The organism is Myroides sp. LJL115, from assembly GCF_054871665.1.
This window is the reverse complement of sequence record NZ_JBTXLS010000038.1, coordinates 1-23,963: the sequence shown is the minus strand read 5'-3', so window position 1 is coordinate 23,963 and position 23,963 is coordinate 1. Positions and strand designations below refer to the sequence as shown.

Here is a 23,963-nt window from a genome sequence, read left to right as displayed (position 1 = left end):
TACAATTATATTAAAACGCCTTGATGAATTATCAAGGCGTTTTTTTTATATCTTTAATTTATGAAGACAGTCACATTTTTAGAACGTTTAAGTGCTCAAATAAAACAAGATTATCCTTTAAATATGGATGATTTGGTAGTCGTTCTACCAAATAAAAGGGCTAGAATATTCTTATTAGAATGTTTGAAAAAACACTATTCAAATAGTGTTTTTGCTCCAGAAATTATTAGTATAGAGGAGCTAATTCAGGATATTTCTGGTATTAGAAGTATTGATTCTATTGAGCTTTTATTTGAATTCTACTTAGTGTATTGCGAAATTGAAACTCAACAAAGAGATGATTTCGATCATTTTGCCAACTGGGCAAAGACCTTACTACAAGACTTTAATGAAATAGATCGTTATTTACTTAAGCCTTCCTATGTTTTTTCTTATCTGAAAAACATAGAAGATATTAAACATTGGGCAGTAGATTTGGAAAGCAGAACTCCTTTAATCACTAAGTATTTAGAGTTTTGGGATAGAATGCCTATTTATTATGAAAATCTCTATAAGCGATTAGTAGATAAAAGAATTGGATATCAAGGTTTGATCTATAGAGAGGCAGTTGCTAATCATGATGCTTATTTAAAATCAAATAATAAACAATTCTATTTCGCTGGATTTAATGCTTTAAATGCTGCAGAAGAAGTAATTATTCAGCATGTGTTATTAGAGAAAAGAGGAAGAGTGTTTTGGGATTTAGATCTTACTTTCTTGAATGACACTTCTCATGATGCTGGATTGTTTTTAAGAAGGATTAAAAATAAATGGAATTACTACAAAACTAATGAATTTGAATGGATTGTTGATGAGTTCTCTAAAGAAAAAAACATTCAGGTAATACAAACTCCTAAAAGTGTTGGTCAGGCCAAAATTGCAGGCCAAATAGTTGAAAATCTTCTTGAAAAAGCAACTTCTTTAGATAAGGTAGCTGTAGTTTTAGGGGAAGAGAATCTTCTGTTACCTGTTTTACATGGTTTACCAAAGTCAGTTTCTAGTTTGAATATTACTATGGGGTATAGTGGTAATAGTAATCCAGTACAGATTTTACTACATAAAATATTCAAAATGCACTTAGGGGCGATTCGACGTTCAGATAAGCAGTATGTTGTTTACTATAAGGAAATTCTTGATGTGTTGAGTAATCCAATTTTGACTTTGTCTTTAGAATGTGAGGACATTGTTAAGCAGATTAATCAAAAGAACTTAACTTTCTTTACTTTAGATCGTTTTGGAGATTGGTTAAATCATCCTGAGTTTGAAATGCGTAAGCTAGTCTTTGAGAGCTGGAGAGATAAGTCCTCTGTTGAGATCTTGGAGACACTTGTGAAAATTGTCTTGAAGATCAAAGAAAACTTAGTCCAAGAGGATAGTAATCAAATGTTAACTAAGACCTTTTTATATTCTGCCTACCAAATGCTTATTCGTTTGGTGTCCTACTGTCAGAAATACCCTGTAGTACATAATATTGAAACGCTTTATTCTTTATATAAACAAATAATGGATCTAAGCGAAGTAAGTTTTGAAGGGGAGCCTTTAGAAGGCTTGCAAGTCATGGGAGTATTAGAAAGTCGTGTCTTGGATTTTGACACGGTGGTTGTAACCTCGGTTAATGAGGGTAAGTTTCCAGCCGGTAAAGCACAAAACTCTTTCATACCTAATGATGTGAAAAGAGAAATAGGCTTACCTACTTTTAAAGAGAAGGATGCTATATATAGTTACCACTTCTACCATCTTTTACAAAGGGCAAAGAATATTTATTTACTCTATAATTCCCAAAGTGATGGAATGGATGCAGGGGAAAAAAGTAGATTCTTAACCCAACTAGAGGTAGAGACTATGGAGAATCATAAGGTAGAATACCTTACTTATTCTGCTGACTTACCAGATAAAGCCTATCAAGCCATGGAAATTCCAAAGAGCACATTACTGCAAGAGGAATTAAAGACAATTTCTCAAGGAAAAGGATTTTCACCCTCTGCGCTTTCTAATTACTTAAGGAACCCAATAGAATTCTATTTACAAAGGATATTAGGTATTCGTGCTTTAGATGAGGTTGAGGAAAGTATTGCTTTAAATACTCTAGGTACTATTATCCACAATGCATTGGAAAGACTTTACCTTCCTTATAAGGGGTATGTTTTAAATAGAGAAATTATACTAAAGCTAAAAAGTCAAGCTGATTTATTTGTTCAACAGGAATTTGAAAGTGTTTATAATAGCGATAAGGACAAGATGGGAATGAACTTACTGGCTTTTGAGGTGGCTAAAAGAAATGTATTTCACTTTTTAAATCAAGAACTAGCTGCTCTAGAAAAAGGAGATGAGATTGTTTTATTAGAGTTAGAAACTAAGTTGGCTTATACCATAGAAGATTCTCGTTTACCTTATAGTGTTAATATTTTTGGATATGTAGATCGCATTGAACGTAGGAATGGGATTATTAGAGTTATTGACTATAAGACGGGAAAAGTAAGTGCTGCTGATGTGCGCTTAAAGACTTGGGAAGGCTTAACAAAAGAGGTGAAGAACGACAAAATTATTCAACTTCTTTGTTATGCTTTAATGTACCAAAATAAACTAGAACATCCCAACCAGGCTATCGAAGCAGGAATATATTCTTTTAAAAACAGAAGAGAAGGATTCTTGTTTTTTGGTATTGTAGAGGGTAAAGAAGTTGATCAATTAATTGATCAAGAAAAATTAAATTGTTTCAAAGATGAGCTAATAGAACTACTATTGGAAATTATAAATCCACAAGATGATTTTATAGAGAATGCTTAGCTTTGTTTTTTTGACTAAAATACAAGAGGCTATCTCATAAAGGTTATTTGAGTGTCATTCAGAAGAAAATTATTAGGTATAGTTTATATTTTAGATTAAATAATTAAATTATACAAAGTAAAATACGATATTTATTAAACAAAAAAGGGGCTATCTTCAATTGTGAGACAGTCCCTTTTTTATTGTAATAAGTCAAGTGCTGTATTTTATAATAAGGAAGAAATAATTTGCTCTATTTCTTGTCTAGCTTCTAGATGAAGCATATGACCTTGTGGTAAACTAATTAATTGGCAATTAGTTCCTTCTAATTGTTGTTTTGTGAGATTATAATCCATAATAGGGTCCTTTTGCCCAAGAATGAAGCAGATAGGGAAAACAGCAGTATGTATAAGCTTTTGCTTGTCTGTCCTTAGTTTCATTGCCTCTAATGCAGTAATTATTGCTGTAGTAGGAATTTTTTTTGCTTGCTGAATTAAATGGGTGATTTGTGGTTTTAATTCTTCCTTGGCCTCTAGAGTAAATAAGTTAGCGATGGCTAGTTGAATAAAAGTGTCCTTATTACTTTTAATAATTGCAATTGCTCTATCTCTTTGTTGTTTCTTTTGTTCAGAATCCATAATGGCAGTAGAATTAATAAGTATTAATTGCTGGACATAGGTAGGATAATGTTCTGCGAATTCGAGTGCTAAATATCCGCCCATGGAGTGTCCAATGAATGTTGCTTTATTTATTTCTAAACTACCAAGTAAATCAAATAAGTCATCAGCTATGTCACTTAGATTAGAATTTGGACTATCTAAATTTATACTACTTCGTCCATGTCCAAAGAAATCCACAGTGATTACTTGGTGCGTCTGACTAAAATATGGGATAAAATACTCCCAAATAGATGAGTCTTCCAAAAAACCATGTAAAAAAAGTAAACATTTTCCTTGGCCTTGTACAGTATATGATAAAGTACCATGATTGGATTGTAGAGTTGAAAAGGACATTTTACGTATTTTAAAGCTGTAAATTTAGTAAGTTGTTTTTGAACAAAAAAGCAGATGTGTCTTTATCCTGCCATTTTCAATTAGCTTAAGATTGCAATTGCGAAATCCTATAAAGTATTGTAATTGTTTTGTTATTTTACTAAAGAATAGGAGTGTGGGGTTTTCTAGGTTGTGGGGTAATGGTTGGTAGAATTTCCCACTAAAAGAGGTGGAATTGTTCTTTTTTATGGAGAATACCTTGTTAATTAAGTAATAAAAGTAAAATTTTCAATCGTGTTTTAATTTTAAAAATAACACAGTTGTAGATATAATAAAAATATTTTAACACAATTAGAAGCTATAATGTTTTTATTTGTAAAAAACCTCTTCATAGATGTGTTTTTTGGCTAAATAGTTAGGATAATTATTTGTTTAAACTCAGTATAAATAGGGGCTTGTTAGTTGTGTACATGCTATATAAGCCGTATTTTTGAGAGATTTTTTAAGAAAACAATTAAAATTACATTATGGCAAAATCTGCACTTTTAAAGTCATCCATTGCAAAGAAATACTGGATGGCTCTTACTGGTTTATTTTTATGCTTGTTTTTGGTTGGTCACTTGGTGGGAAACCTTCAATTGATTTTTGGTGATGCATCTGTATTCAACGAGTATGCATTATTCATGACAACTAATCCAGCAGTAAAAATTTTATCTTATTTAACGTATATCTCTATACTGTTTCACGCAGTGGATGGTATCGTTTTAACTATTCAAAATAAGAAAGCACGTCCAATTGGATATGCAAAGAACAATGCTGCGTCGAATAGTACATGGGCTTCTCGCAATATGGCTGTTTTAGGTACTTTATTGTTAGTTTTCATTGTTACTCACATGACTAACTTTTGGGCTAAAATGCACTTCACGCAAATGCCTTTACAAACTATTGCTGTAAACATCGAAGGACAACCAGATCCTGTAATGGTTTACAAGACAGTTTCAGGACAACCTATCCAAGTAACAGCAGTAGATGCTGGTGCTGTAGTAGTGAAAGGTACTGATTTTTACCAAGCTGGTACTGACTTAATGATTGCAGAAGGTTATAAAGATTTACATAAAATTACTTTTGAGTTTTTTAAAGATCCAAGCACTGGACTAATTAGTACTTTATTATATGTTGTTGCAATGGTTGTTCTAGGATTTCACTTATCACACGGATTTGCAAGCGCATTCCAATCTTTAGGTGTAAATAATCCTAAAATTAATGGAGTAATTAAATTAGGAGGGTACTTATTCTGCTATTTAGTTCCTGCATTGTTCGCAATCATTCCATTGTATATTCATTTTGTATAATTGTCCTAAAGAAATAGATTATGAAATTAGATTCTAAGATACCTCAAGGACCAATCGATAAGAAATGGTCTGATTATAAAAACCACATTAAATTAGTTAACCCTGCAAACAAACGTAACATTGATGTTATCGTTGTTGGAACAGGATTAGCAGGTGGTGCGGCAGCTGCTACTTTAGCAGAGTTGGGATATAATGTAAAAGCATTTTGTTATCAAGATTCACCTCGTCGTGCGCACTCTATTGCTGCACAAGGGGGAATTAACGCTTCTAAGAATTACCAAGGAGATGGTGACTCAGTTTATAGATTATTCTATGACACTGTAAAAGGTGGAGATTACCGTGCGCGTGAGGCTAACGTTTACCGTTTAGCAGAAGTTTCTGAAAATATTATCGACCAATGTGTTGCTCAAGGTGTGCCTTTCGCACGTGAATATGGTGGATTATTGGATAACCGTTCTTTCGGAGGAGTACAAGTTTCTCGTACTTTCTACGCAAAAGGACAAACTGGACAACAGTTATTATTAGGAGCATACTCTGCTATGAACCGTCAAATTGGACGTGGGAAAATCAAAATGTACAATCGTCATGAAATGTTAGATGTTGTAATTGTTGATGGAAAAGCAAGAGGAATTATTGCTCGTGATTCAGTTACAGGAGAAATTGAGCGTCACTCTGCTCATGCTGTTGTAATTTGTACAGGTGGATACGGTAACGTTTTCTTCCTTTCTACAAACGCAATGGGATCTAACGTAACTGCAGCATGGAAAGCACACAAAAGAGGAGCTTACTTTGCTAACCCATGTTTTACACAAATTCACCCAACTTGTATCCCAGTTACTGGGGACCACCAATCAAAGTTAACTTTGATGTCGGAGTCTTTACGTAACGATGGACGTATTTGGGTTCCTAAGAAAATAGAAGATGCAGTAGCAATTAGAGAAGGAAAACTTAAACCTACTCAAATTGCAGAAGAAGATAGAGATTACTACCTAGAGAGAAGATACCCATCTTTCGGAAACTTAGTGCCTCGTGATGTTGCTTCTCGTGCAGCTAAAGAAAGATGTGATGCTGGTTATGGTGTTAACGCAACAGGTGAGGCAGTTTACTTAGATTTCGCTTCTGCTATTGATCGTTACGGTAAAGAACAAGCTAGACTTCAACATTTAGATGAGAATGACGCTAAAGTTGTTTATAAATTAGGTAAAGAAGTTGTTGAAAATAAATATGGTAACTTATTCCAAATGTATGAGAAGATCGTAGATGAGGATCCATATACTACTCCAATGATGATTTATCCAGCGGTACACTACACAATGGGTGGATTATGGGTAGATTATAACTTAATGTCAACTATCGAAGGATGTTACGTTTTAGGAGAAGCTAATTTCTCAGATCACGGAGCAAACCGTTTAGGAGCTTCTGCTTTAATGCAAGGTTTAGCTGATGGCTACTTCGTATTGCCTTATACTATTGGAGATTATTTAGCTAATGATATTCGTACAGGAAAAATCTCTACTGACTTGCCAGAATTTGCTGAAGCTGAAGCTAAAGTGAAATCAACTATTGCTCAATTAATGAGCAACAAAGGAATTCACTCTGTTGACTACTTCCACAAGAAATTAGGTAAAATCATGTGGGATAAAGTAGGTATGGCTAGAAATGCTAAGGGATTAACCGAAGCAATGAAGGAAATCGCTGAGCTTAGAGAGCAATTCTACAAAGAAGTAAGAGTTTCTGGTACAGAAAATAGCTTTAACCAAGAGTTAGAGAAAGCTTTAAAAGTTGCTGATTACCTTGAGTTAGGAGAGTTATTCGCTAAAGATGCTTTACACCGTGAGGAATCTTGTGGAGGACACTTCCGTGAAGAACACCAAACCGAAGAAGGTGAAGCACAACGTGATGACGAAAACTTCGCTTACGTTGCAGCATGGGAATACAAAGGAAATCCAAGTGATGCAGTACTTCACAAAGAAGACCTTGTATATGAAAACATTAAATTGGTAGCTCGTAGTTATAAATAATATTGAGAATCGCTTAAAAGCAATTCTTACTTGTAAAAATTCGAACAAATGAATCTTACACTAAAAATATGGCGTCAAAGTAACGCTAAAGCACAAGGAAAAATGGTTGATTATTCTATCAGTAACATTTCTCCTGATATGTCTTTCTTAGAAATGCTTGATGTTTTAAACAATGAGTTAGTTGAGAAAGGTGATGAGCCTGTAGCATTCGATCACGATTGTCGTGAGGGGATTTGTGGAATGTGTTCTTTATTCATTAATGGAGAAGCTCACGGACCAGACCGCGGAATTACTACATGTCAATTACACATGAGAAAGTTTAAAGATGGTGATACAATCTATATTGAGCCATTCAGAGCTAAAGCTTTCCCAGTTATTAAAGACTTAGTAGTTGACCGTAACGCTTTTGATAAAATTCAACATGCTGGAGGTTTCGTTTCTGTGAATACTTCTGGAAATACACAAGATGCTAACGCAATTCCAATTCCTAAGCATGATGCAGATCGCGCTTTTGATGCGGCAACTTGTATTGGATGTGGTGCTTGTGTTGCAACATGTAAAAACTCTTCTGCGATGCTTTTCGTATCTGCAAAAGTTTCTCAGTTCGCTTTATTACCTCAAGGTAAAGTGGAGGCTACTGACCGTGTTTTAAACATGGTAGCTGAAATGGATAGCTTAGGGTTTGGTAACTGTACAAATACTGGAGCATGTGAGGTGGAATGTCCTAAAGGAATTTCTTTAGAGAACATTGCTCGTATGAACAGAGAGTATTTAAAAGCTGTTTTATAAGCATACACACTTATAATAATATATCTAAGCGGTGAGGAGTTTTTCTCACCGCTTTTTTGTTTTAAATTGCCTCCTATTTGAATTGTAAGAGATTTGGGTTAATTTCGGAGTGATTAAAGTTTAGAATTTATGAAAGTTTCAATAATACAAGCACCGTTAGTGTGGGAAGATATTGACGCTAATATGGCGTTTTTTTCAGATAAATTAAAACACATAGAAAAAGGTACCAACTTAGTGGTTTTGCCAGAAATGTTTACCACTGGTTTTACTATGGATCCCAGTAAGTGTTATATCACAATGGAAGGTCCCCAATTAGAAGAATTAGTTGTATTGTGTAAACAATATAACTTTGCACTAACAGGGAGTGTAATTGTAAAAGAGGAAGAAAAATATTATAATAGGCTTGTGTTTATCCATCCTTGTGGAAAGCTAGAACACTATGATAAACGCCATCTATTCTCCTTAGCTGGAGAGCAAAATGCTTATCAAAAAGGAACAGAGCGAATCATTGTTGACTATATGGGGTGGAGAATTTGTCCTTTGGTATGTTATGATTTGCGCTTCCCTGTATTTGCACGTAATAACAAAAATAGTTATGATCTGCTTATTTATGTAGCAAGTTGGCCAGATCAAAGAATTTTTGCTTGGGATAGTCTTCTACCAGCTAGAGCAATTGAAAACATGACGTATGTTATTGGAGTAAATCGCTGTGGTTTAGATAAAGACTCCAATGGGTATACTGGACATAGTCAGGTGATAGATTATCTTGGAAAACCTCTTATTTCAAGCCTAGAGGGCCAACAAGTTCGTTATTGCACTTTGGATTTAACTATGCTGCAAAGAGCAAGGAATCGTTTTGGTTTTTTAAATGATGCGGATAGTTTTGATTTTCACTTTTAAATAAAATTAAATACCCCAAAAAGTGTATAACTTTTTGGGGTATTTAATTTTTATAAATCAATCTGTTGTATTAGATCCCAGTTGGCTCTGACCATAATTGGTTCTGGGAAAAATACGCTTTTTTCTGGCTGAATTTGTTTTAGATAATCGCCTGTATCCCATTTTCCATTTCGATTTGTGTCATAGGAAATACGCACAATATAGGTGTTAGGTGTTAGTAGGTCAAAATCTAAGGTCGTTTCACCTGTAGAGTATTTTGTAGCTAGTACATTGTTCTTGTCGTCTATTAAATCTACAATGATTGGAAAACTTTCTACATTGGATAAGGAAATACTTAAGTTACCATAGTCTTTATAAGGCCCTGTATAAAAGGAATAAGATAATGTATCATTTTTCTCTCCAAAGAAATCTGTAATAGCCCCTGGTAAAAGGGATAAATTATACTTAGTAGATTCTTGTTTTTCAAAATTCACTACCAAGGCTTGGTCTAAATACTTATTATCCAAAGTAAAGCTAACCGCAACAGAATCTTGATCTATAAAGGTAAATTTATCTAAGTCAATGTGCTCTATAGGGGTAGTTGAACTTAGCTGTAGGTTTTTGCCATAATGTAATAGACCTGAAGTTCCAGTGATTTGTAAAGAGTCTATCTCTTTAATTTTTACCTTTGGTCTTAAGGTGAAAACTTCTTCTCCTTTAGATACACTCATTGTAAGTGAATCTGTTTTTACCTGCGGAAACCAAACTTGTAAACTGTCTTTTTTCGGTAGTAAGGTATAGGTGCTTTTAATTAAACTATCTCCTTTTTTCACATTGATACTTAAATCATCTATTTCGCCTACATAAGGAAGATACCATTTATTTTCAGACTCCTGTGTAGGTCTTTTAGCGGCGAATTCCTGGATAGATTCAAATAGAACTAGGTCAATTTTTTTATCTGTTGGCAGATAAATGGAATCTGTTAAAAAGGCTATTTTATCCGTGCTAGGATTGAATAGATAATCATTATTCTTATCCTTTAAACCTATTATTTTATAATATCCTTCTTTTAGGTTTTCTAATTTAAAGCTAGTTAGACTATCTAAGGTATTAGTTACATACAAAGGCTTTTGTTTATATACAGTTGAGTCTGTAAAAGTTTTTGCCTCATACAACATTACATTTACAAAGTTATCTGTCTTTAATTGATGTGCAGTAGATATACTACCATTTAATTGTAAAGAGTCAATATAATCTCCAGTAGAGAATACATATTTAAATTGTTGGAAGACGTTGTTTTCATTATTGTCCGCAATTGCATTACCAAAGTTTATATTGTATGTGGTATTAGGGGCAAGTGAATCTCTAAAACGAATAGTTAATGTTTTCTTAGGAATTCCCATAGGACTAATATCTGGCATATTTTCCATTGGAGGAGAGATGATAAGATATTGGTTTAAGTTATTCACCTTAATATACTCATCAAATAAAATACGCACTTCCTTTTGATCAAAGTTAGTAGAATAGTTCTTAGGTATACTATGAATTAGAACTGGTGGTAGAGTGTCTTTTGGACCTCCGCTAATGCTCCCTCTTTTTGCACAGTTGGCAAAAAACAAGGTAATAAATACCAAAGAGATGCAACTAAAATATATACGAAACTTCGACATAACTATAAATTAAAAGACAAAGAAACAATTATATTTTTTAGTTAGAAAATCTATGTTGCAAAAAGGGATATATGATGGATTGATTTTGTAAAAAAATGTATTATCACAAGTATTTTTTCAATTTATTAGTCTTAATGAGAAAATTGACGTAGTTTGAATTAGAAAAATAGGTTATACTATATTATTTTTTATGTAGACGTGAATTTTTTAAAGTTTTAATTATGGAAATCCCTATTAACAAAATATATTTGTCTAAACAAAGACCATTAAAATGAACGAGGAACAAGTACAAAGGCAAATTATGGCAATAATGGCCCAAATTGCCAAAGGCGAGAGCCAACAGGCATTCGTGAAAATTGAAACCCTTAAAGAAATAATTTACCAAATTTTAGATACAACTACACAAGACAAAGAATTGGCCATTTACGGTAAGTATTTAAAAATTGTGGAAGAACTACAACGTAAACTAGATTAGTTATGCAAGATTTACCTTGTTATTGTGGGAGTGGTTCAAAGTTTTCGCAATGTTGTCAACCATTTATTAGTAAGACTGCATTTCCAGATTCAGCTGAGAAACTTATGCGATCTAGATATAGTGCATATGCTATAGGGGATGCTCAATATTTATTAGATACTACTCATCCTTCTCAAAGGAAATTCCATAATAAGAAAGATATAATGGAGTGGTCCCTTGAAAATACATGGCTTAAATTAGAAATTCTACAAGCCAAGGGAAATTATGTGAATTTTAAAGCTTATTTTAGAGATAATCAAGGAATTGAGCATGTTCACCATGAAAACTCTTATTTTGAAAAATTTGCTTCAAAATGGTATTATGTAAACGGTTAAAATCGATACAAAAATTAATAAAACAACTATAATTATGAAATCAACTAGAATTGAAACCGACCTTATCGGTGATTTAGAAGTGCCATTACAGGCCTATTATGGTGTGCAAACACAACGTGCAGTAGATAATTTTAAAATTTCAAATAGTAAATTGTCTGATTATCCTGAATTTATTAAAGGATTAGCTCTTACTAAATGGGCTGCAGCTAAAACTAACTTTGAATTAAATGTTTTAGAGCAACCAATTTACCAAGCAATTGCCGATGCATGTCAAGAAATTCTAGATGGTAAATTTCACCAAGAGTTTCCTGTAGATATGATTCAAGGTGGAGCAGGTACCTCTGTTAATATGAATGCCAACGAAGTTATAGCTAATCGCGCTATTGAACTTTTAGGTCACCAAAAAGGAGAATACCAATATTGTTCCCCAAATGATCATGTGAACTTATCTCAAAGTACAAATGATGCTTATCCAACTGCTTTAAAAGTTGCGATTTTCAACATGAACCAAAAGGTGGTTAAGACTCTAAGTAAACTTAGTGAAGGTTTACAAGAAAAAGCTAACGAGTTTGAAAATATAATTAAAATGGGTAGAACACAACTTCAGGATGCTGTTCCTATGACATTAGGACAGGAGTTTGGAGGTTTTGCTTATACATTAGAGAAAGAGATTGCTAATTTAGAGTATGTAAGTAAAGGATTTTTAGAAATAAACATGGGAGCTACTGCAATTGGAACTGGTTTGAATGCAGTACCTGGATATGCGGAACTATGTGCTAAAAATCTAGGAATTTTATTAGATGAGCCTGTTGTATCTGCCAAAAACTTAGTAGAAGCAACTTCAGATACTAGTGGATTTGTAGCTTATTCTGGAGCTTTAAAGAAAATAGCTATCAAGCTTTCTAAAATATGTAATGATTTACGATTACTTTCAAGTGGACCACGTTGTGGATTAAATGAAATTCAGTTGCCTGCAATGCAACCAGGATCTTCTATTATGCCTGGAAAAGTAAATCCGGTTATTCCAGAGGTAGTAAACCAAGTATGTTTTAAAGTAATTGGTAATGATATGACAATTACTATGGCATCGGAAGCAGCACAGTTACAATTAAACGTTATGGAGCCTGTTATTGCTCATAGTCTAATGGAGTCTATGCAATGGTTAGATAATGCAATGGAAACTCTTTTAACTAAATGTGTTTTAGGTATTAAAGCTAATGTGGAACACAATAAAGAATTGGTTTTAGGTAGTATAGGTATTGTTACTGCACTTAATCCTTATATAGGGTATAAAGCTTCCACAAAAATTGCTAAACAAGCTTTACAAACAGGGGAAAGCGTTTATGATTTAGTATTAGAAAATAATCTTCTTAGTAAAGAGCGCTTAGATGAGATCTTAGATCCTAAGCATATGTTAGCTCCTTCGAAAGTTTAATATTCTTAAAAGGGATGTCCTATAATGGACATCCCTTTTTTTAAAAATATCTATATGCGTATTATTATAATCGGTGGTACAGGTGCCACAGGAATGGAATTAACTACCCAACTATTGTTGGATGATAGGGTAGAGGAGGTACAAATTATTCTTAGGAAAAAAATGGAATATAGCCATCCTAAATTAAAACAGTATGTTTTAGATTTTGATCAAATGCAACATTGGGATACTTCCTTTATACAAGGTGCCGATATGGCCTTTTGTGCTTTAGGGACAACCTTAAAGCAAGCAGGAAGTAAAAGTAATTTTTATAAAATAGATTATAGTTATGTAACTGATTTTGCAAGTATTTGTAGATCTTTAGGAGTAAACTGCTTTAGTTTAGTGAGCTCTAAAGGTGCCAATGGTAAAAGTACATTGTTGTATTTTCGAATAAAGGGACAAGTTGAACAGGCCATTTTAGCTCTTAATTTCCCTAAAACGGTATTTATTCGTCCTGGTTCTTTAATTCGTCCTGGATCTACACGTAATTTAGAGAAGTTAACCGTACAAGTATCAAAGTTCATCACTAGTATAGGACTCTTCAAAAGTTCCACACCAGTGAGTGTTAAGGCAGTTGCTCAAGCATTGATAAGTGAAAGTTTGTCTGACTCTATCGGGGTAAGGATAATAGAAAATATAGATATAGTAAACTTGGAAGCATCTGAAAGGAAATAAAATAAAAAAATCTGTTTGTATTCTTACAAACAGATTTTTTTATTTTATCCAATTCTTAACCCATTCTCACAAGGTTTATCAACAGTTAATAAGGTAACTTCTTTTCCTAAAACAGCTCCCATTACTAGGCATTGACTTTTTAGGGTTGCAATCTGTTTCTCAGGGAAGTTTACCACTGCGATTATTTGCTTGCCTATTAATTCCTGGTGGGTATATAGGGCTGTTAATTGTGCTGAACTCTTTTTTGTGCCAATTTGTGCTCCGAAATCAATCAAAAGTTTAAAGGCTGGATTTCTAGCTTGTTCAAAGATTTGAGCCTCTATAATAGTACCTACTCTCATATCTACTTTAGTAAATTCATCCCAAGTAAGGTCATTAGTTATATTTTTCATTATTTAAAATAGGGTTAATTGTTTTTCTATTTTTTCTTTCTGTTTGAATGTATAGGTTGCAATAATTTCAAACTGCAATTTTTCTTGGTTTAGCCTTCTCAATGCTATTTGGTTACATTGCATTGTGATTGCTGGATTTTGAAAAAAATCAAAGGCTTGTTGCAATTTACCACTGGTTAATTTTCTTGCTATAGTCAGATGGGGCGTTGTACTTTTATAAGCGTTTTTAATTGTAAGACCTTTAAATATTTCAGTAGCATAGTCTTGGTATGTTTTTGTAGATATCGGATCTATTTCCAAGAAAAAGGCGCCATTAGGAAAGCTATTAAATGCTTCTAACTCACTTTGTATTGGAGAAAAATAGCTACAGCAATCTACAAGAAAGCGATCTACTTTTTTAATCTGTTGTTGTGTAGTTTGAAATTCCATAATAGTAATATGACCAATGGCATTTTTACTATTAAACCATCCAATTTCACTAGATAAGTCTGTTTTCATTGCTGCCACAATTTCAAGGGTATTTTGATCAGGTAAAAAACAGATAGAGTATTTATTTAGAGGATTCATTTTTTTAGGTCGTAAAGTGTGCCTAAACTTAAGGTAGCTTTTGTTTAAAAGCAAATAATTAAGGTTAAGCTTGTTTATCAGTATGTTATTTGTGCCAAATAAAAAAGCATGCTTATTGAAATGGTATTATCAATAAGCATGCTTTTTTATTAATTATATGAGCTAGGACAGCTAGTATTGTGTTTTAAAAAAATTAGTACAAGATTACTTTACCTTTGAAAGGTTCTTTAATAAAGATGTCCACATTATGGGCTTTGGAAACATATACTTTACAATATTCGATTTGATAAACAAACTCATCAATTAGACGAAATACCTGTACAACTGGATTTTGAATCTGATGGTCTTTATAATCAATTACCAAAATATCGTTTTCAAAATCTATGGATGAAAATTCTTGAATATATTTCATAATGGTATCTTTTAAAGTTGTAGTCTAATTTACAAAATATTTATCAATTAATTTTTATAATTGACAGAATTATAACTACTTAGTTACAATTTGCATGGTTTCTCTATTTACGTGTTTCAAAAGAATAGTTTTGTCCTTTAAAAGTTGACTTGCTTTAGTAGGGTCAAAATGTCTGATAGTATATAGGCAAACGTTTTCATTATAACTTACCTTAAAGTTATTTTGTAACTCTTGGTTTAGCTTAAAAAAGTTTTGAAATTTATCTTCTACACAAATAGTAAAACTGATAGCTGAGTTTTGTATCACATGTACTTTTATGTGATATTGGTGTAAAAGGTGGAAAATATCACTAATGTTTTGTTCCATTATAAAAGAAAAATCTTTGGAAGAAATAGAAATTAGCAATTGGTTGTTTTTTACAATATAACAAGGAACTAGAGGAGTTAACCCATAGTTTTTACTTACAGTTGTACCTTTTAGACTAGGTTCTACAAAAGAACGAACATATAGTGGTATTTCTTTGTTTTGCAAAGGTTGAAGGGTTTTTGGATGTATTACAGTTGCTCCATAAAATGCTAGTTCAATGGCTTCTTGATAAGAAATTTCATCTAAAAGTGTAGTTTCTTGGAAATAGCGTGGATCAGCATTTAATACCCCAGGCACATCTTTCCATATTGTTACACTTTCTGCATTGAGTATATAGGCGAAAATTGCTGCTGAATAATCTGAACCTTCCCTACCTAAAGTCGTAGCAAAACCATTGGAGTCTGCAGCAATGAATCCTTGGGTAATATATAATTGGTTTGGTTGGATTAACTCATTTACTTTCTTGGTAGTTTGTTCCCAATTCACATTGGCATCCCTATAGGTGAAGTCCGTTTCTACTAAATCCCTGGCATCTAACCAATGGTTTTCGAATCCAAGGGATACTAAGTAATAATGGAGTATTCTAGTAGAAATAATCTCCCCTTTACTTACAACTTGATCATAGATAAAGTTATAGTTAGGTGACTTATTATTTTTCAAAAAGCTAGAGATTTCCTGTAAATTATCTTCAAGTTCTTTAAACATTGGATGAGTAGTATCTGAAAATAGATCTAGTATTATTTGATAATGGAAGTCTCTAACAGCACTTAAACTTTGAGATAGTTCAGAGGAATCGTTTGTGTAATTATTAACTACCATTTCAAGGGCATTAGTAGTTTTTCCCATTGCCGAAGCAATTATTAAGAGGTCTTGATAATTATTTTGGATCAAAATATTTCCAACGTTTCTAACATTTTGGGCATTACAAATTGATGCTCCTCCAAATTTAAATATCCTCATTATTTTCTTTGTGACATATGATTAATTCCTTGTTCATCCATCTGAACTGTGTTCCAATTTGTTAGGACATCAGCTCCTGAACTTTGATAGAAGTCTATAGCAGGTTGATTCCAATTTAATACTACCCATTCTACTCGCTTAACATTTTGTTTTTTAGCAATTTTAAAGACTTCCTTGTAAAGAGCCATTCCAGCTCCAGTTCCCCTTTTATCTTGCGTTACAATTAAGTCCTCTAAGTGAATTGTTTTACCTTTCCAAGTAGAATATCTATTGTAAAATAATGCCATTCCAATAATCTTATCGTCCTGTTGGGCTACTAATGCTTCAAAAAGAGGTTTAGCGCCAAAACCATCTCTAATTAGGTCTTCTTCTGTGATTATAACTGCTTGTGGCTCTTTTTCAAAGGCAGCCAATTCTTTAATAAGTTCCAATACACTACCCATATCTTCTGGGGTTGCAGGTCTAATAATCATAATGTTTTAGTTTTAATGGTTATTCTTTCAATAGAAGAACAAAATTAACGATATTTGCAGAATTATATACACAACTAAAGAATCATTTTCATAATGACAACACAAAAAAATCAAACCCTAGGTGAATTTATTATCGATAAGCAAGAAGATTTCAAATATTCTTCAGGCGAACTATCTAGATTAATCAACTCTTTAAGATTAGCAGCCAAAGTAGTAAGTCATCAAGTTAATCAAGCCGGATTAGTAGATATTATTGGAGCTTTTGGTACTGCTAACATTCAAGGTGAGGAGCAACAAAAGTTAGATGTATATGCCAACGAAATTTTCATCAATACTCTAATCAATCGTGAGATTGTTTGTGGTATTGCCTCAGAGGAGGAGGATGACTTCATTGCCATTAAAGGTAAAAAGGGAACCAACGAGAATAAATATGTTGTTTTAATGGATCCTTTAGATGGATCATCTAATATAGATGTAAACGTTTCTGTTGGGACTATTTTCTCTATTTACAGAAGAGTTACTCCAAGTGGAACTCCTGTTACTAAAGAAGATTTCCTTCAAAAAGGAGATAATCAAGTTGCAGCGGGATATATTGTATACGGATCTTCAACTATGTTAGTTTATACAACAGGAAATGGTGTTAATGGATTTACTTTAAATCCTGCAATTGGTACTTTTTACTTATCTCATCCTAACATGAAGATTGCTAAAGATGGTAACATCTATTCAGTAAATCAAGGTAATTATATGCAGTTTCCTCAAGGAATCAAGGACTATATCAAGTACTGCCAAGAAGAAGAGCAAGATAGACCATATTCTTCCCGTTATATTGGAAGTTTAGTTTCAGATATCCACAGGAATATTTTAAAAGGAGGTATTTATATGTATCCTTCTACTAAAAAAGCACCAAATGGAAAGTTACGCCTATTATATGAATGTAATCCTATTGCATATATAGTAGAGCAAGCAGGAGGTAAAGCTTCTAATGGATTTATGAGAATTATGGAAGTAGAGCCTACTGAATTACACCAACGTGTTCCTTTTATTTGTGGAAGTGAAAACATGGTTGCAAAAGCAGAAGAGTTTATGGCTAACTATATTTAATATAAGAAAAGCGATCTAGTTTAGATCGCTTTTTTATTTTTTTATATTTTTAATTTCTTGTACAAAAGTATCCTCATCTACATTTAATACCATTAAGGATAGTGCCTTACTTACTAAGTAATCTACATCATTAGTAAAACCTAAAGCAACAGCAAATTTCTTTAAAATATCTTTTTGTTTAGGTCCAAGCATATTTCCTACATAGGTCATACGGGCTAAATCATATAAACGCTCAATTCTCTTAATTTCTAAATATGGAGGGTTTACTGGGTACTTTGTGGGATCCAGAAGTATGTTCTTATAATCCTGTGGTGTGATCTCTAAGCGATGGGCTAATTGATCAATAAACTCTCTTTCCTCCGCTGAACAGTGTCCATTGGCTAAAGCTACTCTTACAATAGAAGCAAAATGTCCTCTGTTTCTATCTACGAAGTCAGCATCGAATACATCATCGTCCTGTGTCATAGTTGTAAATAATTAAAAGTTTATAATTAGTATCTTTTCGTATTAGAAAGATAAGAATTTTTTTTATGTAGATTATATTTTTTACAATATATATTGCGTAAGATTTTTATTTGTCTACTATTTATATTCTTTTTAGTGAATAAAATGAAATTTGCTTTTCTTTTGTAGATTAGGTAGAAACTTAAAATTCCATTTATTAGAACCTCAGGTATACCAGAACATTTGTGTATTTTTGTTTTCAATAAAAGTTAAACTTCAAAATATTCTAAAGGATGGATAGTGAACTAAAAATTGCCAGATACGATAAAGCCTATTTACGCATGGCAAGACAATGGGCAGAGTTGTCTTATTGTAAACGTAAAAAGGTTGGGGCTTTGATTGTAAAAGATCGAATGATCATCTCTGATGGATATAATGGCACTCCTACCGGTTTTGAAAATTGTTGTGAAGATCAGGACAACTTAACCCATTGGTATGTTTTACATGCGGAAGCAAATGCTATTTTGAAGGTAGCAAGTTCTACTCAAAGCTGTACTGATGCTACTTTATACATTACTATGTCTCCATGTAAAGAGTGTAGTAAGTTAATCCATCAGGCAGGAATTACACGGGTAGTTTATATTGAAGCTTATAAAGATACCGAAGGAGTGGATTTTCTTCAAAGAGCAGCAGTAGAAGTTGTACAAATTACCAATTTAGATTAACTTTTCAAGTATGAATAAGTTTTTTTGGCCTTTTGCCTTATCTCTTACCTTATGCTTAGGCATCTTCTTAGGAGGCTTTTTGGTTAAAGTTAGCCTAAGGTCACAAGACATTAATCAGACGAAAGATCAAAAACTAAAGATCAATAAGCTTTTAGATCTTATTGATACCGAATATGTAGATAACGTTGATCTAGATTCAGTTTCACAAAAAGTTATTTCTACAATTTTACAACAATTAGATCCCCATTCTTTTTATATGGGTAAAGATGAATTGGTTGAAATAAATAAAGTGATGCAAGGTAGCTTTATAGGTATAGGCATACATTACTATCCTTATAGAGACAGTGTAGTAGTTCTTAAAAGTGATCCAAAAGGGCCAGCTTATAGAGGTGGTTTATTAAAGGGAGATAGAATATTAGTGGCCGATAATACAGTATTACATGGAAAAGACATTCCTAGAGATAGTATTGTTAAAGCCCTACAAGGACCAGTAAATTCCGTAGTTAGCGTATTAGTCAAACGCCCAGGTATTGATTCTTTGTTGCCTTTAACTATTCATAGAGAAAAAATTGATGTACCTAGTATTACCTATAGTGGCATATTAGATAATGGATATGGGTATATCAAGATTAATACGTTTTCAAAAAACACGTATACAGATTTTTCCACTGCTTTGCAGGCTTTAATCGCTTTACAAATAAAAGGATTGGTTATCGACTTGCAAGACAATCCTGGAGGTTATATGGACCAAGCCATAAAAATTTTAAACGATTTGGTTCCGCAGAATCAAATGCTTCTTAAAACCTTGTCTCATAAAAATAAGCAAAAGATAACCTACGCAAAAAGTACTAATCTCTTTAGCGAACAGCCATTATTAATTCTAGTCAATGAAAATAGTGCTTCTGCTAGTGAAATTATTGCAGGGGCTCTACAAGATAATGATAGAGCTACTATAGTTGGTAGAACAACCTTTGGTAAAGGGCTGGTGCAAAGAGAATTTCTATTAGGAGATGGATCTGCTATTCGCTTGACTACAGCTAGGTATTACACACCTTCAGGTAGATCAATACAATTGCCATATACCAATCAAATAGTCAACCCTCTTATCGGGAAAAAAACATTGGATACAACTAGGTTTTTGACTCTAAAAGGTAGAGAGGTTTATGCCAATGGAGGGATTACTCCTGATATATTATTAAAAAGTAAAGAAAACCGCTTTTCACATGGAATGGAATTTTTAATGAAAAGTAATGCGAGTAGCTTTTTTGTATTCGAAACTATTGATAAGCAAAGAAGCTTTTTCAGCAACCTTGACTTGTCAGAACTAGATATTTATCTACAAACTAACAAAGAGGATCTATTAAGTGATTTTAAGGTATTTTTGCAAGATAAAAAGTTGTCTTTTCAATTAGAAAAACACCAAAATGAAGTCATTGGATATTTATACGAGGAATTTATACATCAACTCTTTGATGAAACTACCTATTATAAATACAAGCTTTCCCAAGATGAAATTTTACAGGAAGCTTTACAAAGTATTGACAAACAAAATGTCCTTCCTAATTAAAGGAAGGACATTTTTTATAAATAGATATATGGGATTACCATATTTTTACTCTTTCTTCTGGTTTGATATATAATTTATCAGTCTCTTGGATATCAAAAGCTTCATAGAAAGCATCTACGTTTTGTAAAGGTACATATGCTCTGTAATGTCCAGGAGCGTGAGGGTCAGTTTTTACTTGGTTTCTAACTGCTTCGTCTCTTGCTTTAGTTCTCCATATTGTAGCCCATGAAATAAAGAAACGTTGCTCAGGTGTAAATCCATCGATTAACCCTGGATCACCATTTTCTGCTAGATACTTTTGTAGTCCATCATATGCAGCATTAACTCCACCTAAGTCTCCAATATTTTCACCTAAAGTAAATTTACCATCTACAAAAACACCTGGAAGTGGTTCTAATTCGCTGTATTGGTCTGCTAGATTAGTTCCTAACATAGTAAAGCGCTCTAAATCTTCCGCTGTCCACCAGTTGTTTAGGTTTCCATTTTTATCAAATCTAGATCCTGAATCATCAAAACTATGCGAAATCTCATGTCCAATTACTGCTCCAATACCACCATAGTTGATTGCCTCATCTGCTTGGTAGTCATAAAATGGAGGTTGTAAAATTGCTGCTGGGAAAACGATCTCATTATATACAGGATTAAAATAAGCATTTACTGTCTGAGGTGACATTCCCCAACGAGATTTATCTACTGGTTTTCCATAATCAGAAGTGTTTTTAGCTACTCCCCATTTGGTTGCATTTCTCATGTTGTCATAGTAGTTTCCTCCTTGGTCTACATTTTTAATTTCCATTGTAGAATAGTCTTCCCACTTATCTGGGTAACCAATTTTAATAGTTGTAGCATATAATTTTTCTAATGCTCCTTTTTTGGTTTCTTCTGCCATCCAAGGTAGGTTTTGGATTCTTTCACCAAAAGAAGAGATTACGTTTGAAATCATTGCTTTTGCTTTTTCCTTAGCCTCAGCTGGGAATTTTTGCTCAACATATAATTGACCTAAAGCTTCTCCAACACTACTATTAACTACCGCTAAAGCTCTTTCTTCGATTGGACGTTGTTCTTTTGCTCCTTCTAAAGTTTTAGAGTAAAATTCCCAATTTGCTGTTTCCATCTCAGGTGTTAATATACTAGCAGATCTATTTACTAAAGTCCACTTTAAGTATGCTTTAATTTGAGGTAGGTTCTTCTGTGTTAAAATATTGTTTAATGCAGCGATATATTTTGGCTGTGAAACAATTACTTTATCTAATTTATTCAAACCTTTAGCTTCAAAATATTGCGTCCAATTGATAACTGGTGCAAGTTTTTGTAATTCAGCTAAAGTCATTGGGTTATAAGTTAATCTAGCATCTCTTCTTTCAACTCTTGTTAAACGAGGTTCAGAAAGTTTTGTTTCGATTTCTAAAACGCTTTTTGCATCTTGTGCTGCTTCTGCAGGTTGTTCTCCTGCAAGAGTTAGCATACGTGTTACGTGATCAACATATTGTTGACGCTTTTCTTTCATATCCTCTGAATCGAGCATATAATAGTCCTTATCAGGTAATCCTAAAGATCCAAGAGATAAGTATACTACGTTTTCTGAAGAGCTTTTCGCATCAGCGCTTACATAAGAGGAATATAGACCAAGTCCTCCATAATCAGCTAATTCATTAATTAATTTCTCTACTTGTTGTACAGAAGTCATTGCATTAATTTGATCTAATAAGCTTTGAATTGGTTGGGTACCAAGTTCAGTTCTAGTTTTTGAATCTAAATAAGTGTTGTAAATCGCTACAGCTTTTGCTTGATCAGAATTAGGATCTAAGTTTTTATCCTGTGAAGCTTGTTTTAAAATAGCTAAGGCATCTTTGTCTGTATTTTGTCTTAACTCATCAAAACTTCCCCATCTAGTACGGTCATCTGGAATTTCTGTTTTATCATACCAAGTACCGTTAACATAGCGGAAAAAATCATCTCCAGGCTTTGTATCCGTATCCATGTATTCTAAAGTAATCCCATGATTCTGCTGATCCTGATCTGTTTTTTTGTCATCTTTACAAGATGCCAAGGTAACTAAAGCGATAGCTGATGCTAGTAATACCTTTTTGTTCATAATATTTAAGTATTTTAATTTTTGTTGATATAATAACAAAAATAGCAAATAAGTTTAGCTAATATAATATTTCATACTTTTTTTTATATAAATGTCATTTGGGTAGACTTTAACTAATTTTAGAAATCGAATTTGTAAATTTGTTGAAAATCAGAGTTATTATGTTAGAGTACTTCAAAAAATACAAATACTTTTTTTTATTTTTATTCTTATTGTGTGCAGGAATTTTGGTAATGTTTTATAATGCTTTAAAATACCGAAAGTCGCTTCCTGTTTTCACCCCATCAATGGTTAATCCAGAGTTAGTAGATACTTTAATTCAGCATCAAGCCAATAAACAAAGGCATAAAGTAGCTGATTTTACTTTTTATAATCAAAACGGGGATACTATTACCCAGAAAGATTATGAGGGGCATATTTATGTAGCTGATTTTTTCTTTACTACTTGTACTACTATTTGTCCTATTATGGGAGATAATATGGAATGGTTACAAGAAAAAGTAAAAACCCTACCAGGGGTTAAATTACTTTCCCATACTGTAACTCCAGAAATAGACACTGTTGAGGTTTTAAAACAATATGCTTTAGACAAAAATGTAGATGATTCTATTTGGAATTTAGTTACGGGAGATAAAAGAGATATTTATTTCATAGCTCGTAATTCTTATTTAGCAGTAAAGACAGGTTCTGTTGATGAACTTTATGATATGGTACATACGGAGAATTTTGTTTTGGTGGATAAAAATGGAAGAATTCGCGGTTTTTATGATGGAACTAATTTTGATACTAAGGATCCTGAGGCCAAGAATATGCAAGAACTTTGGGAAGATATACAATGGCTTTATGAGCACCAAAAAAATAAATAGTTAAATAGTATATGGATAAAAGAAGGTTAAATACCTTCTTTTTTTTGGATAAACTTTAAGGATAGTCAAATTTGTTTTATCTTGTATGCTTATGCTATATGAGTAACTAGATGGAAAATATAGAAATTATTGTTTACGTATTATTTGTTTTAGCACTATTATTTTTAATAAAAGTTATACTTACAAAGAGCAAGAAACCTAGGGAAAAGTCGTGTAGAAGTTCTGACAAAGATTGTATATAATAAAAAAGTCATCTTGAAAAGATGACTTTTTTGCTTTATCGGGAGTGTAACATGAACTGTGTCATCTCCTGTTTCCAAGCCTTGGGGCTTAAGCCCCAAGGCTTGGAAACAGGATTTTTTTTACGGCTGTAATCTATCCCCAAATTTAATATAAAGCTGAGACATTGTCAAGCCCCAATTGCGAATAGGCATAGTCCATTTTTTAGATACATCTTTGATGGCTAGATAGACTAGTTTTAAT

The 23,963-nt window shown here is 32.9% G+C and carries 22 protein-coding genes; 13 read left to right on the top strand and 9 right to left on the bottom strand.

Annotation, left to right across the window (positions count from 1 at the left end; genetic code table 11):
* The first annotated feature begins 60 nt into the window (after positions 1 to 60).
* A complete protein-coding gene (locus ACYSNX_RS09835) occupies positions 61 to 2,826 on the top strand; it encodes a PD-(D/E)XK nuclease family protein (RefSeq protein ID WP_461754508.1) in 2,766 nt (921 codons plus the stop codon).
* Between the two features lie 206 nt (positions 2,827 to 3,032).
* Here the strand turns inward: ACYSNX_RS09835 and ACYSNX_RS09830 are convergent, their stop codons facing one another.
* Entirely contained in the window at positions 3,033 to 3,818 is a 786-nt protein-coding gene (locus ACYSNX_RS09830) for an alpha/beta fold hydrolase (protein ID WP_461754507.1), read from the bottom strand.
* 506 nt (positions 3,819 to 4,324) lie between these two features.
* On the opposite strand from ACYSNX_RS09830, the gene ACYSNX_RS09825 reads away from it, so the two are divergent.
* The 4 genes from ACYSNX_RS09825 to ACYSNX_RS09810 all read left to right on the top strand — a co-directional run bounded on the left by ACYSNX_RS09825 (position 4,325) and on the right by ACYSNX_RS09810 (position 8,859).
* On the top strand, positions 4,325 to 5,149 hold the full coding sequence (locus tag ACYSNX_RS09825; RefSeq protein WP_461754506.1) for a succinate dehydrogenase cytochrome b subunit: 825 nt from the start codon (positions 4,325 to 4,327) through the stop codon (positions 5,147 to 5,149).
* A 20-nt stretch (positions 5,150 to 5,169) separates the two neighbouring features.
* The gene (locus tag ACYSNX_RS09820; RefSeq protein WP_461754505.1) at positions 5,170 to 7,170 is read left to right on the top strand and encodes a fumarate reductase/succinate dehydrogenase flavoprotein subunit; all 2,001 of its coding nucleotides are present in this window, start codon (positions 5,170 to 5,172) and stop codon (positions 7,168 to 7,170) included.
* 48 nt (positions 7,171 to 7,218) lie between these two features.
* Positions 7,219 to 7,959, top strand: coding sequence for a succinate dehydrogenase/fumarate reductase iron-sulfur subunit (locus ACYSNX_RS09815; RefSeq protein ID WP_461754504.1), 741 nt, complete (start codon positions 7,219 to 7,221; stop codon positions 7,957 to 7,959).
* 129 nt (positions 7,960 to 8,088) lie between these two features.
* A complete protein-coding gene (locus ACYSNX_RS09810; protein ID WP_461754503.1) occupies positions 8,089 to 8,859 on the top strand; it encodes an amidohydrolase in 771 nt (256 codons plus the stop codon).
* A 50-nt stretch (positions 8,860 to 8,909) separates the two neighbouring features.
* Here the strand turns inward: ACYSNX_RS09810 and ACYSNX_RS09805 are convergent, their stop codons facing one another.
* Positions 8,910 to 10,508 (bottom strand): Ig-like domain-containing domain, encoded by a 1,599-nt coding sequence (locus ACYSNX_RS09805; protein WP_461754502.1) that lies wholly within the window; start codon positions 10,506 to 10,508, stop codon positions 8,910 to 8,912.
* A gap of 271 nt (positions 10,509 to 10,779) precedes the next feature.
* Between ACYSNX_RS09805 and ACYSNX_RS09800 the strand changes: the two genes are divergently transcribed.
* From ACYSNX_RS09800 to ACYSNX_RS09785, 4 genes are read left to right on the top strand one after another with little or no spacing between them, the layout of a single operon-like run.
* Positions 10,780 to 10,983, top strand: coding sequence for a hypothetical protein (locus ACYSNX_RS09800; protein ID WP_461754501.1), 204 nt, complete (start codon positions 10,780 to 10,782; stop codon positions 10,981 to 10,983).
* A 2-nt stretch (positions 10,984 to 10,985) separates the two neighbouring features.
* On the top strand, positions 10,986 to 11,357 hold the full coding sequence (locus ACYSNX_RS09795; RefSeq protein ID WP_461754500.1) for a YchJ family protein: 372 nt from the start codon (positions 10,986 to 10,988) through the stop codon (positions 11,355 to 11,357).
* A 34-nt stretch (positions 11,358 to 11,391) separates the two neighbouring features.
* On the top strand, positions 11,392 to 12,792 hold the full coding sequence (gene aspA / locus ACYSNX_RS09790; RefSeq protein ID WP_461754499.1) for an aspartate ammonia-lyase: 1,401 nt from the start codon (positions 11,392 to 11,394) through the stop codon (positions 12,790 to 12,792).
* Positions 12,793 to 12,846: 54 nt separating this feature from the next.
* Positions 12,847 to 13,509: a Rossmann-fold NAD(P)-binding domain-containing protein gene (locus tag ACYSNX_RS09785; protein ID WP_461754498.1), complete on the top strand. Its 663-nt coding sequence runs from the start codon at positions 12,847 to 12,849 to the stop codon at positions 13,507 to 13,509.
* Between the two features lie 44 nt (positions 13,510 to 13,553).
* Here the strand turns inward: ACYSNX_RS09785 and ACYSNX_RS09780 are convergent, their stop codons facing one another.
* From ACYSNX_RS09780 to ACYSNX_RS09760, 5 genes are all read right to left on the bottom strand, one after another.
* Positions 13,554 to 13,901 carry a tRNA-binding protein gene (locus tag ACYSNX_RS09780; RefSeq protein ID WP_461754497.1) on the bottom strand — a complete coding sequence of 116 codons (348 nt, stop codon included), beginning with the start codon at positions 13,899 to 13,901 and terminating at the stop codon, positions 13,554 to 13,556.
* A gap of 3 nt (positions 13,902 to 13,904) precedes the next feature.
* Positions 13,905 to 14,468, bottom strand: a complete 564-nt coding sequence (locus tag ACYSNX_RS09775; RefSeq protein ID WP_461754496.1) for a 2'-5' RNA ligase family protein — start codon at positions 14,466 to 14,468, stop codon at positions 13,905 to 13,907.
* 193 nt (positions 14,469 to 14,661) lie between these two features.
* Positions 14,662 to 14,880, bottom strand: coding sequence for a hypothetical protein (locus tag ACYSNX_RS09770; RefSeq protein WP_461754495.1), 219 nt, complete (start codon positions 14,878 to 14,880; stop codon positions 14,662 to 14,664).
* A 75-nt stretch (positions 14,881 to 14,955) separates the two neighbouring features.
* Positions 14,956 to 16,206, bottom strand: a complete 1,251-nt coding sequence (locus ACYSNX_RS09765; protein ID WP_461754494.1) for an aspartate kinase — start codon at positions 16,204 to 16,206, stop codon at positions 14,956 to 14,958.
* Positions 16,206 to 16,679 (bottom strand): GNAT family N-acetyltransferase, encoded by a 474-nt coding sequence (locus ACYSNX_RS09760; protein ID WP_461754493.1) that lies wholly within the window; start codon positions 16,677 to 16,679, stop codon positions 16,206 to 16,208. The genes ACYSNX_RS09765 and ACYSNX_RS09760 overlap by 1 nt, the downstream gene beginning before the upstream one ends.
* A 93-nt stretch (positions 16,680 to 16,772) precedes the next feature.
* Here ACYSNX_RS09760 and fbp point away from each other — a divergent pair, with 93 nt between their 5' ends.
* Positions 16,773 to 17,783: a class 1 fructose-bisphosphatase gene (fbp, locus tag ACYSNX_RS09755; RefSeq protein WP_461754492.1), complete on the top strand. Its 1,011-nt coding sequence runs from the start codon at positions 16,773 to 16,775 to the stop codon at positions 17,781 to 17,783.
* Positions 17,784 to 17,816: 33 nt separating this feature from the next.
* Here fbp and ACYSNX_RS09750 read toward each other — a convergent pair whose 3' ends face one another.
* The gene (locus ACYSNX_RS09750; RefSeq protein ID WP_461754491.1) at positions 17,817 to 18,248 is read right to left on the bottom strand and encodes a TerB family tellurite resistance protein; all 432 of its coding nucleotides are present in this window, start codon (positions 18,246 to 18,248) and stop codon (positions 17,817 to 17,819) included.
* A 272-nt stretch (positions 18,249 to 18,520) separates the two neighbouring features.
* Here ACYSNX_RS09750 and ACYSNX_RS09745 point away from each other — a divergent pair, with 272 nt between their 5' ends.
* Together ACYSNX_RS09745 and ACYSNX_RS09740 are read left to right on the top strand one after the other, a co-directional pair.
* Positions 18,521 to 18,952 carry a deoxycytidylate deaminase gene (locus ACYSNX_RS09745; RefSeq protein ID WP_461754490.1) on the top strand — a complete coding sequence of 144 codons (432 nt, stop codon included), beginning with the start codon at positions 18,521 to 18,523 and terminating at the stop codon, positions 18,950 to 18,952.
* A 10-nt stretch (positions 18,953 to 18,962) separates the two neighbouring features.
* On the top strand, positions 18,963 to 20,519 hold the full coding sequence (locus ACYSNX_RS09740; protein ID WP_461754489.1) for a S41 family peptidase: 1,557 nt from the start codon (positions 18,963 to 18,965) through the stop codon (positions 20,517 to 20,519).
* A gap of 34 nt (positions 20,520 to 20,553) precedes the next feature.
* On the opposite strand, the gene ACYSNX_RS09735 is transcribed toward ACYSNX_RS09740, so the two are convergent.
* The gene (locus tag ACYSNX_RS09735; RefSeq protein WP_461754488.1) at positions 20,554 to 22,614 is read right to left on the bottom strand and encodes a M13 family metallopeptidase; all 2,061 of its coding nucleotides are present in this window, start codon (positions 22,612 to 22,614) and stop codon (positions 20,554 to 20,556) included.
* 161 nt (positions 22,615 to 22,775) lie between these two features.
* Here ACYSNX_RS09735 and ACYSNX_RS09730 point away from each other — a divergent pair, with 161 nt between their 5' ends.
* Positions 22,776 to 23,480 carry an SCO family protein gene (locus ACYSNX_RS09730; RefSeq protein ID WP_461754487.1) on the top strand — a complete coding sequence of 235 codons (705 nt, stop codon included), beginning with the start codon at positions 22,776 to 22,778 and terminating at the stop codon, positions 23,478 to 23,480.
* Positions 23,481 to 23,963: the final 483 nt, after the last annotated feature.

What these genes read in the sequence shown, in the direction of transcription:
- ACYSNX_RS09835 (WP_461754508.1), top strand. Translation starts at nt 61, where the DNA reads ATGAAGACAGTCACATTTTTAGAACGTTTAAGTGCTCAAATAAAACAA.
- ACYSNX_RS09830 (WP_461754507.1), bottom strand. Translation starts at nt 3,818, where the DNA reads ATGTCCTTTTCAACTCTACAATCCAATCATGGTACTTTATCATATACT.
- ACYSNX_RS09825 (WP_461754506.1), top strand. Translation starts at nt 4,325, where the DNA reads ATGGCAAAATCTGCACTTTTAAAGTCATCCATTGCAAAGAAATACTGG.
- ACYSNX_RS09820 (WP_461754505.1), top strand. Translation starts at nt 5,170, where the DNA reads ATGAAATTAGATTCTAAGATACCTCAAGGACCAATCGATAAGAAATGG.
- ACYSNX_RS09815 (WP_461754504.1), top strand. Translation starts at nt 7,219, where the DNA reads ATGAATCTTACACTAAAAATATGGCGTCAAAGTAACGCTAAAGCACAA.
- ACYSNX_RS09810 (WP_461754503.1), top strand. Translation starts at nt 8,089, where the DNA reads ATGAAAGTTTCAATAATACAAGCACCGTTAGTGTGGGAAGATATTGAC.
- ACYSNX_RS09805 (WP_461754502.1), bottom strand. Translation starts at nt 10,508, where the DNA reads ATGTCGAAGTTTCGTATATATTTTAGTTGCATCTCTTTGGTATTTATT.
- ACYSNX_RS09800 (WP_461754501.1), top strand. Translation starts at nt 10,780, where the DNA reads ATGAACGAGGAACAAGTACAAAGGCAAATTATGGCAATAATGGCCCAA.
- ACYSNX_RS09795 (WP_461754500.1), top strand. Translation starts at nt 10,986, where the DNA reads ATGCAAGATTTACCTTGTTATTGTGGGAGTGGTTCAAAGTTTTCGCAA.
- aspA (WP_461754499.1), top strand. Translation starts at nt 11,392, where the DNA reads ATGAAATCAACTAGAATTGAAACCGACCTTATCGGTGATTTAGAAGTG.
- ACYSNX_RS09785 (WP_461754498.1), top strand. Translation starts at nt 12,847, where the DNA reads ATGCGTATTATTATAATCGGTGGTACAGGTGCCACAGGAATGGAATTA.
- ACYSNX_RS09780 (WP_461754497.1), bottom strand. Translation starts at nt 13,901, where the DNA reads ATGAAAAATATAACTAATGACCTTACTTGGGATGAATTTACTAAAGTA.
- ACYSNX_RS09775 (WP_461754496.1), bottom strand. Translation starts at nt 14,468, where the DNA reads ATGAATCCTCTAAATAAATACTCTATCTGTTTTTTACCTGATCAAAAT.
- ACYSNX_RS09770 (WP_461754495.1), bottom strand. Translation starts at nt 14,880, where the DNA reads ATGAAATATATTCAAGAATTTTCATCCATAGATTTTGAAAACGATATT.
- ACYSNX_RS09765 (WP_461754494.1), bottom strand. Translation starts at nt 16,206, where the DNA reads ATGAGGATATTTAAATTTGGAGGAGCATCAATTTGTAATGCCCAAAAT.
- ACYSNX_RS09760 (WP_461754493.1), bottom strand. Translation starts at nt 16,679, where the DNA reads ATGATTATTAGACCTGCAACCCCAGAAGATATGGGTAGTGTATTGGAA.
- fbp (WP_461754492.1), top strand. Translation starts at nt 16,773, where the DNA reads ATGACAACACAAAAAAATCAAACCCTAGGTGAATTTATTATCGATAAG.
- ACYSNX_RS09750 (WP_461754491.1), bottom strand. Translation starts at nt 18,248, where the DNA reads ATGACACAGGACGATGATGTATTCGATGCTGACTTCGTAGATAGAAAC.
- ACYSNX_RS09745 (WP_461754490.1), top strand. Translation starts at nt 18,521, where the DNA reads ATGGATAGTGAACTAAAAATTGCCAGATACGATAAAGCCTATTTACGC.
- ACYSNX_RS09740 (WP_461754489.1), top strand. Translation starts at nt 18,963, where the DNA reads ATGAATAAGTTTTTTTGGCCTTTTGCCTTATCTCTTACCTTATGCTTA.
- ACYSNX_RS09735 (WP_461754488.1), bottom strand. Translation starts at nt 22,614, where the DNA reads ATGAACAAAAAGGTATTACTAGCATCAGCTATCGCTTTAGTTACCTTG.
- ACYSNX_RS09730 (WP_461754487.1), top strand. Translation starts at nt 22,776, where the DNA reads ATGTTAGAGTACTTCAAAAAATACAAATACTTTTTTTTATTTTTATTC.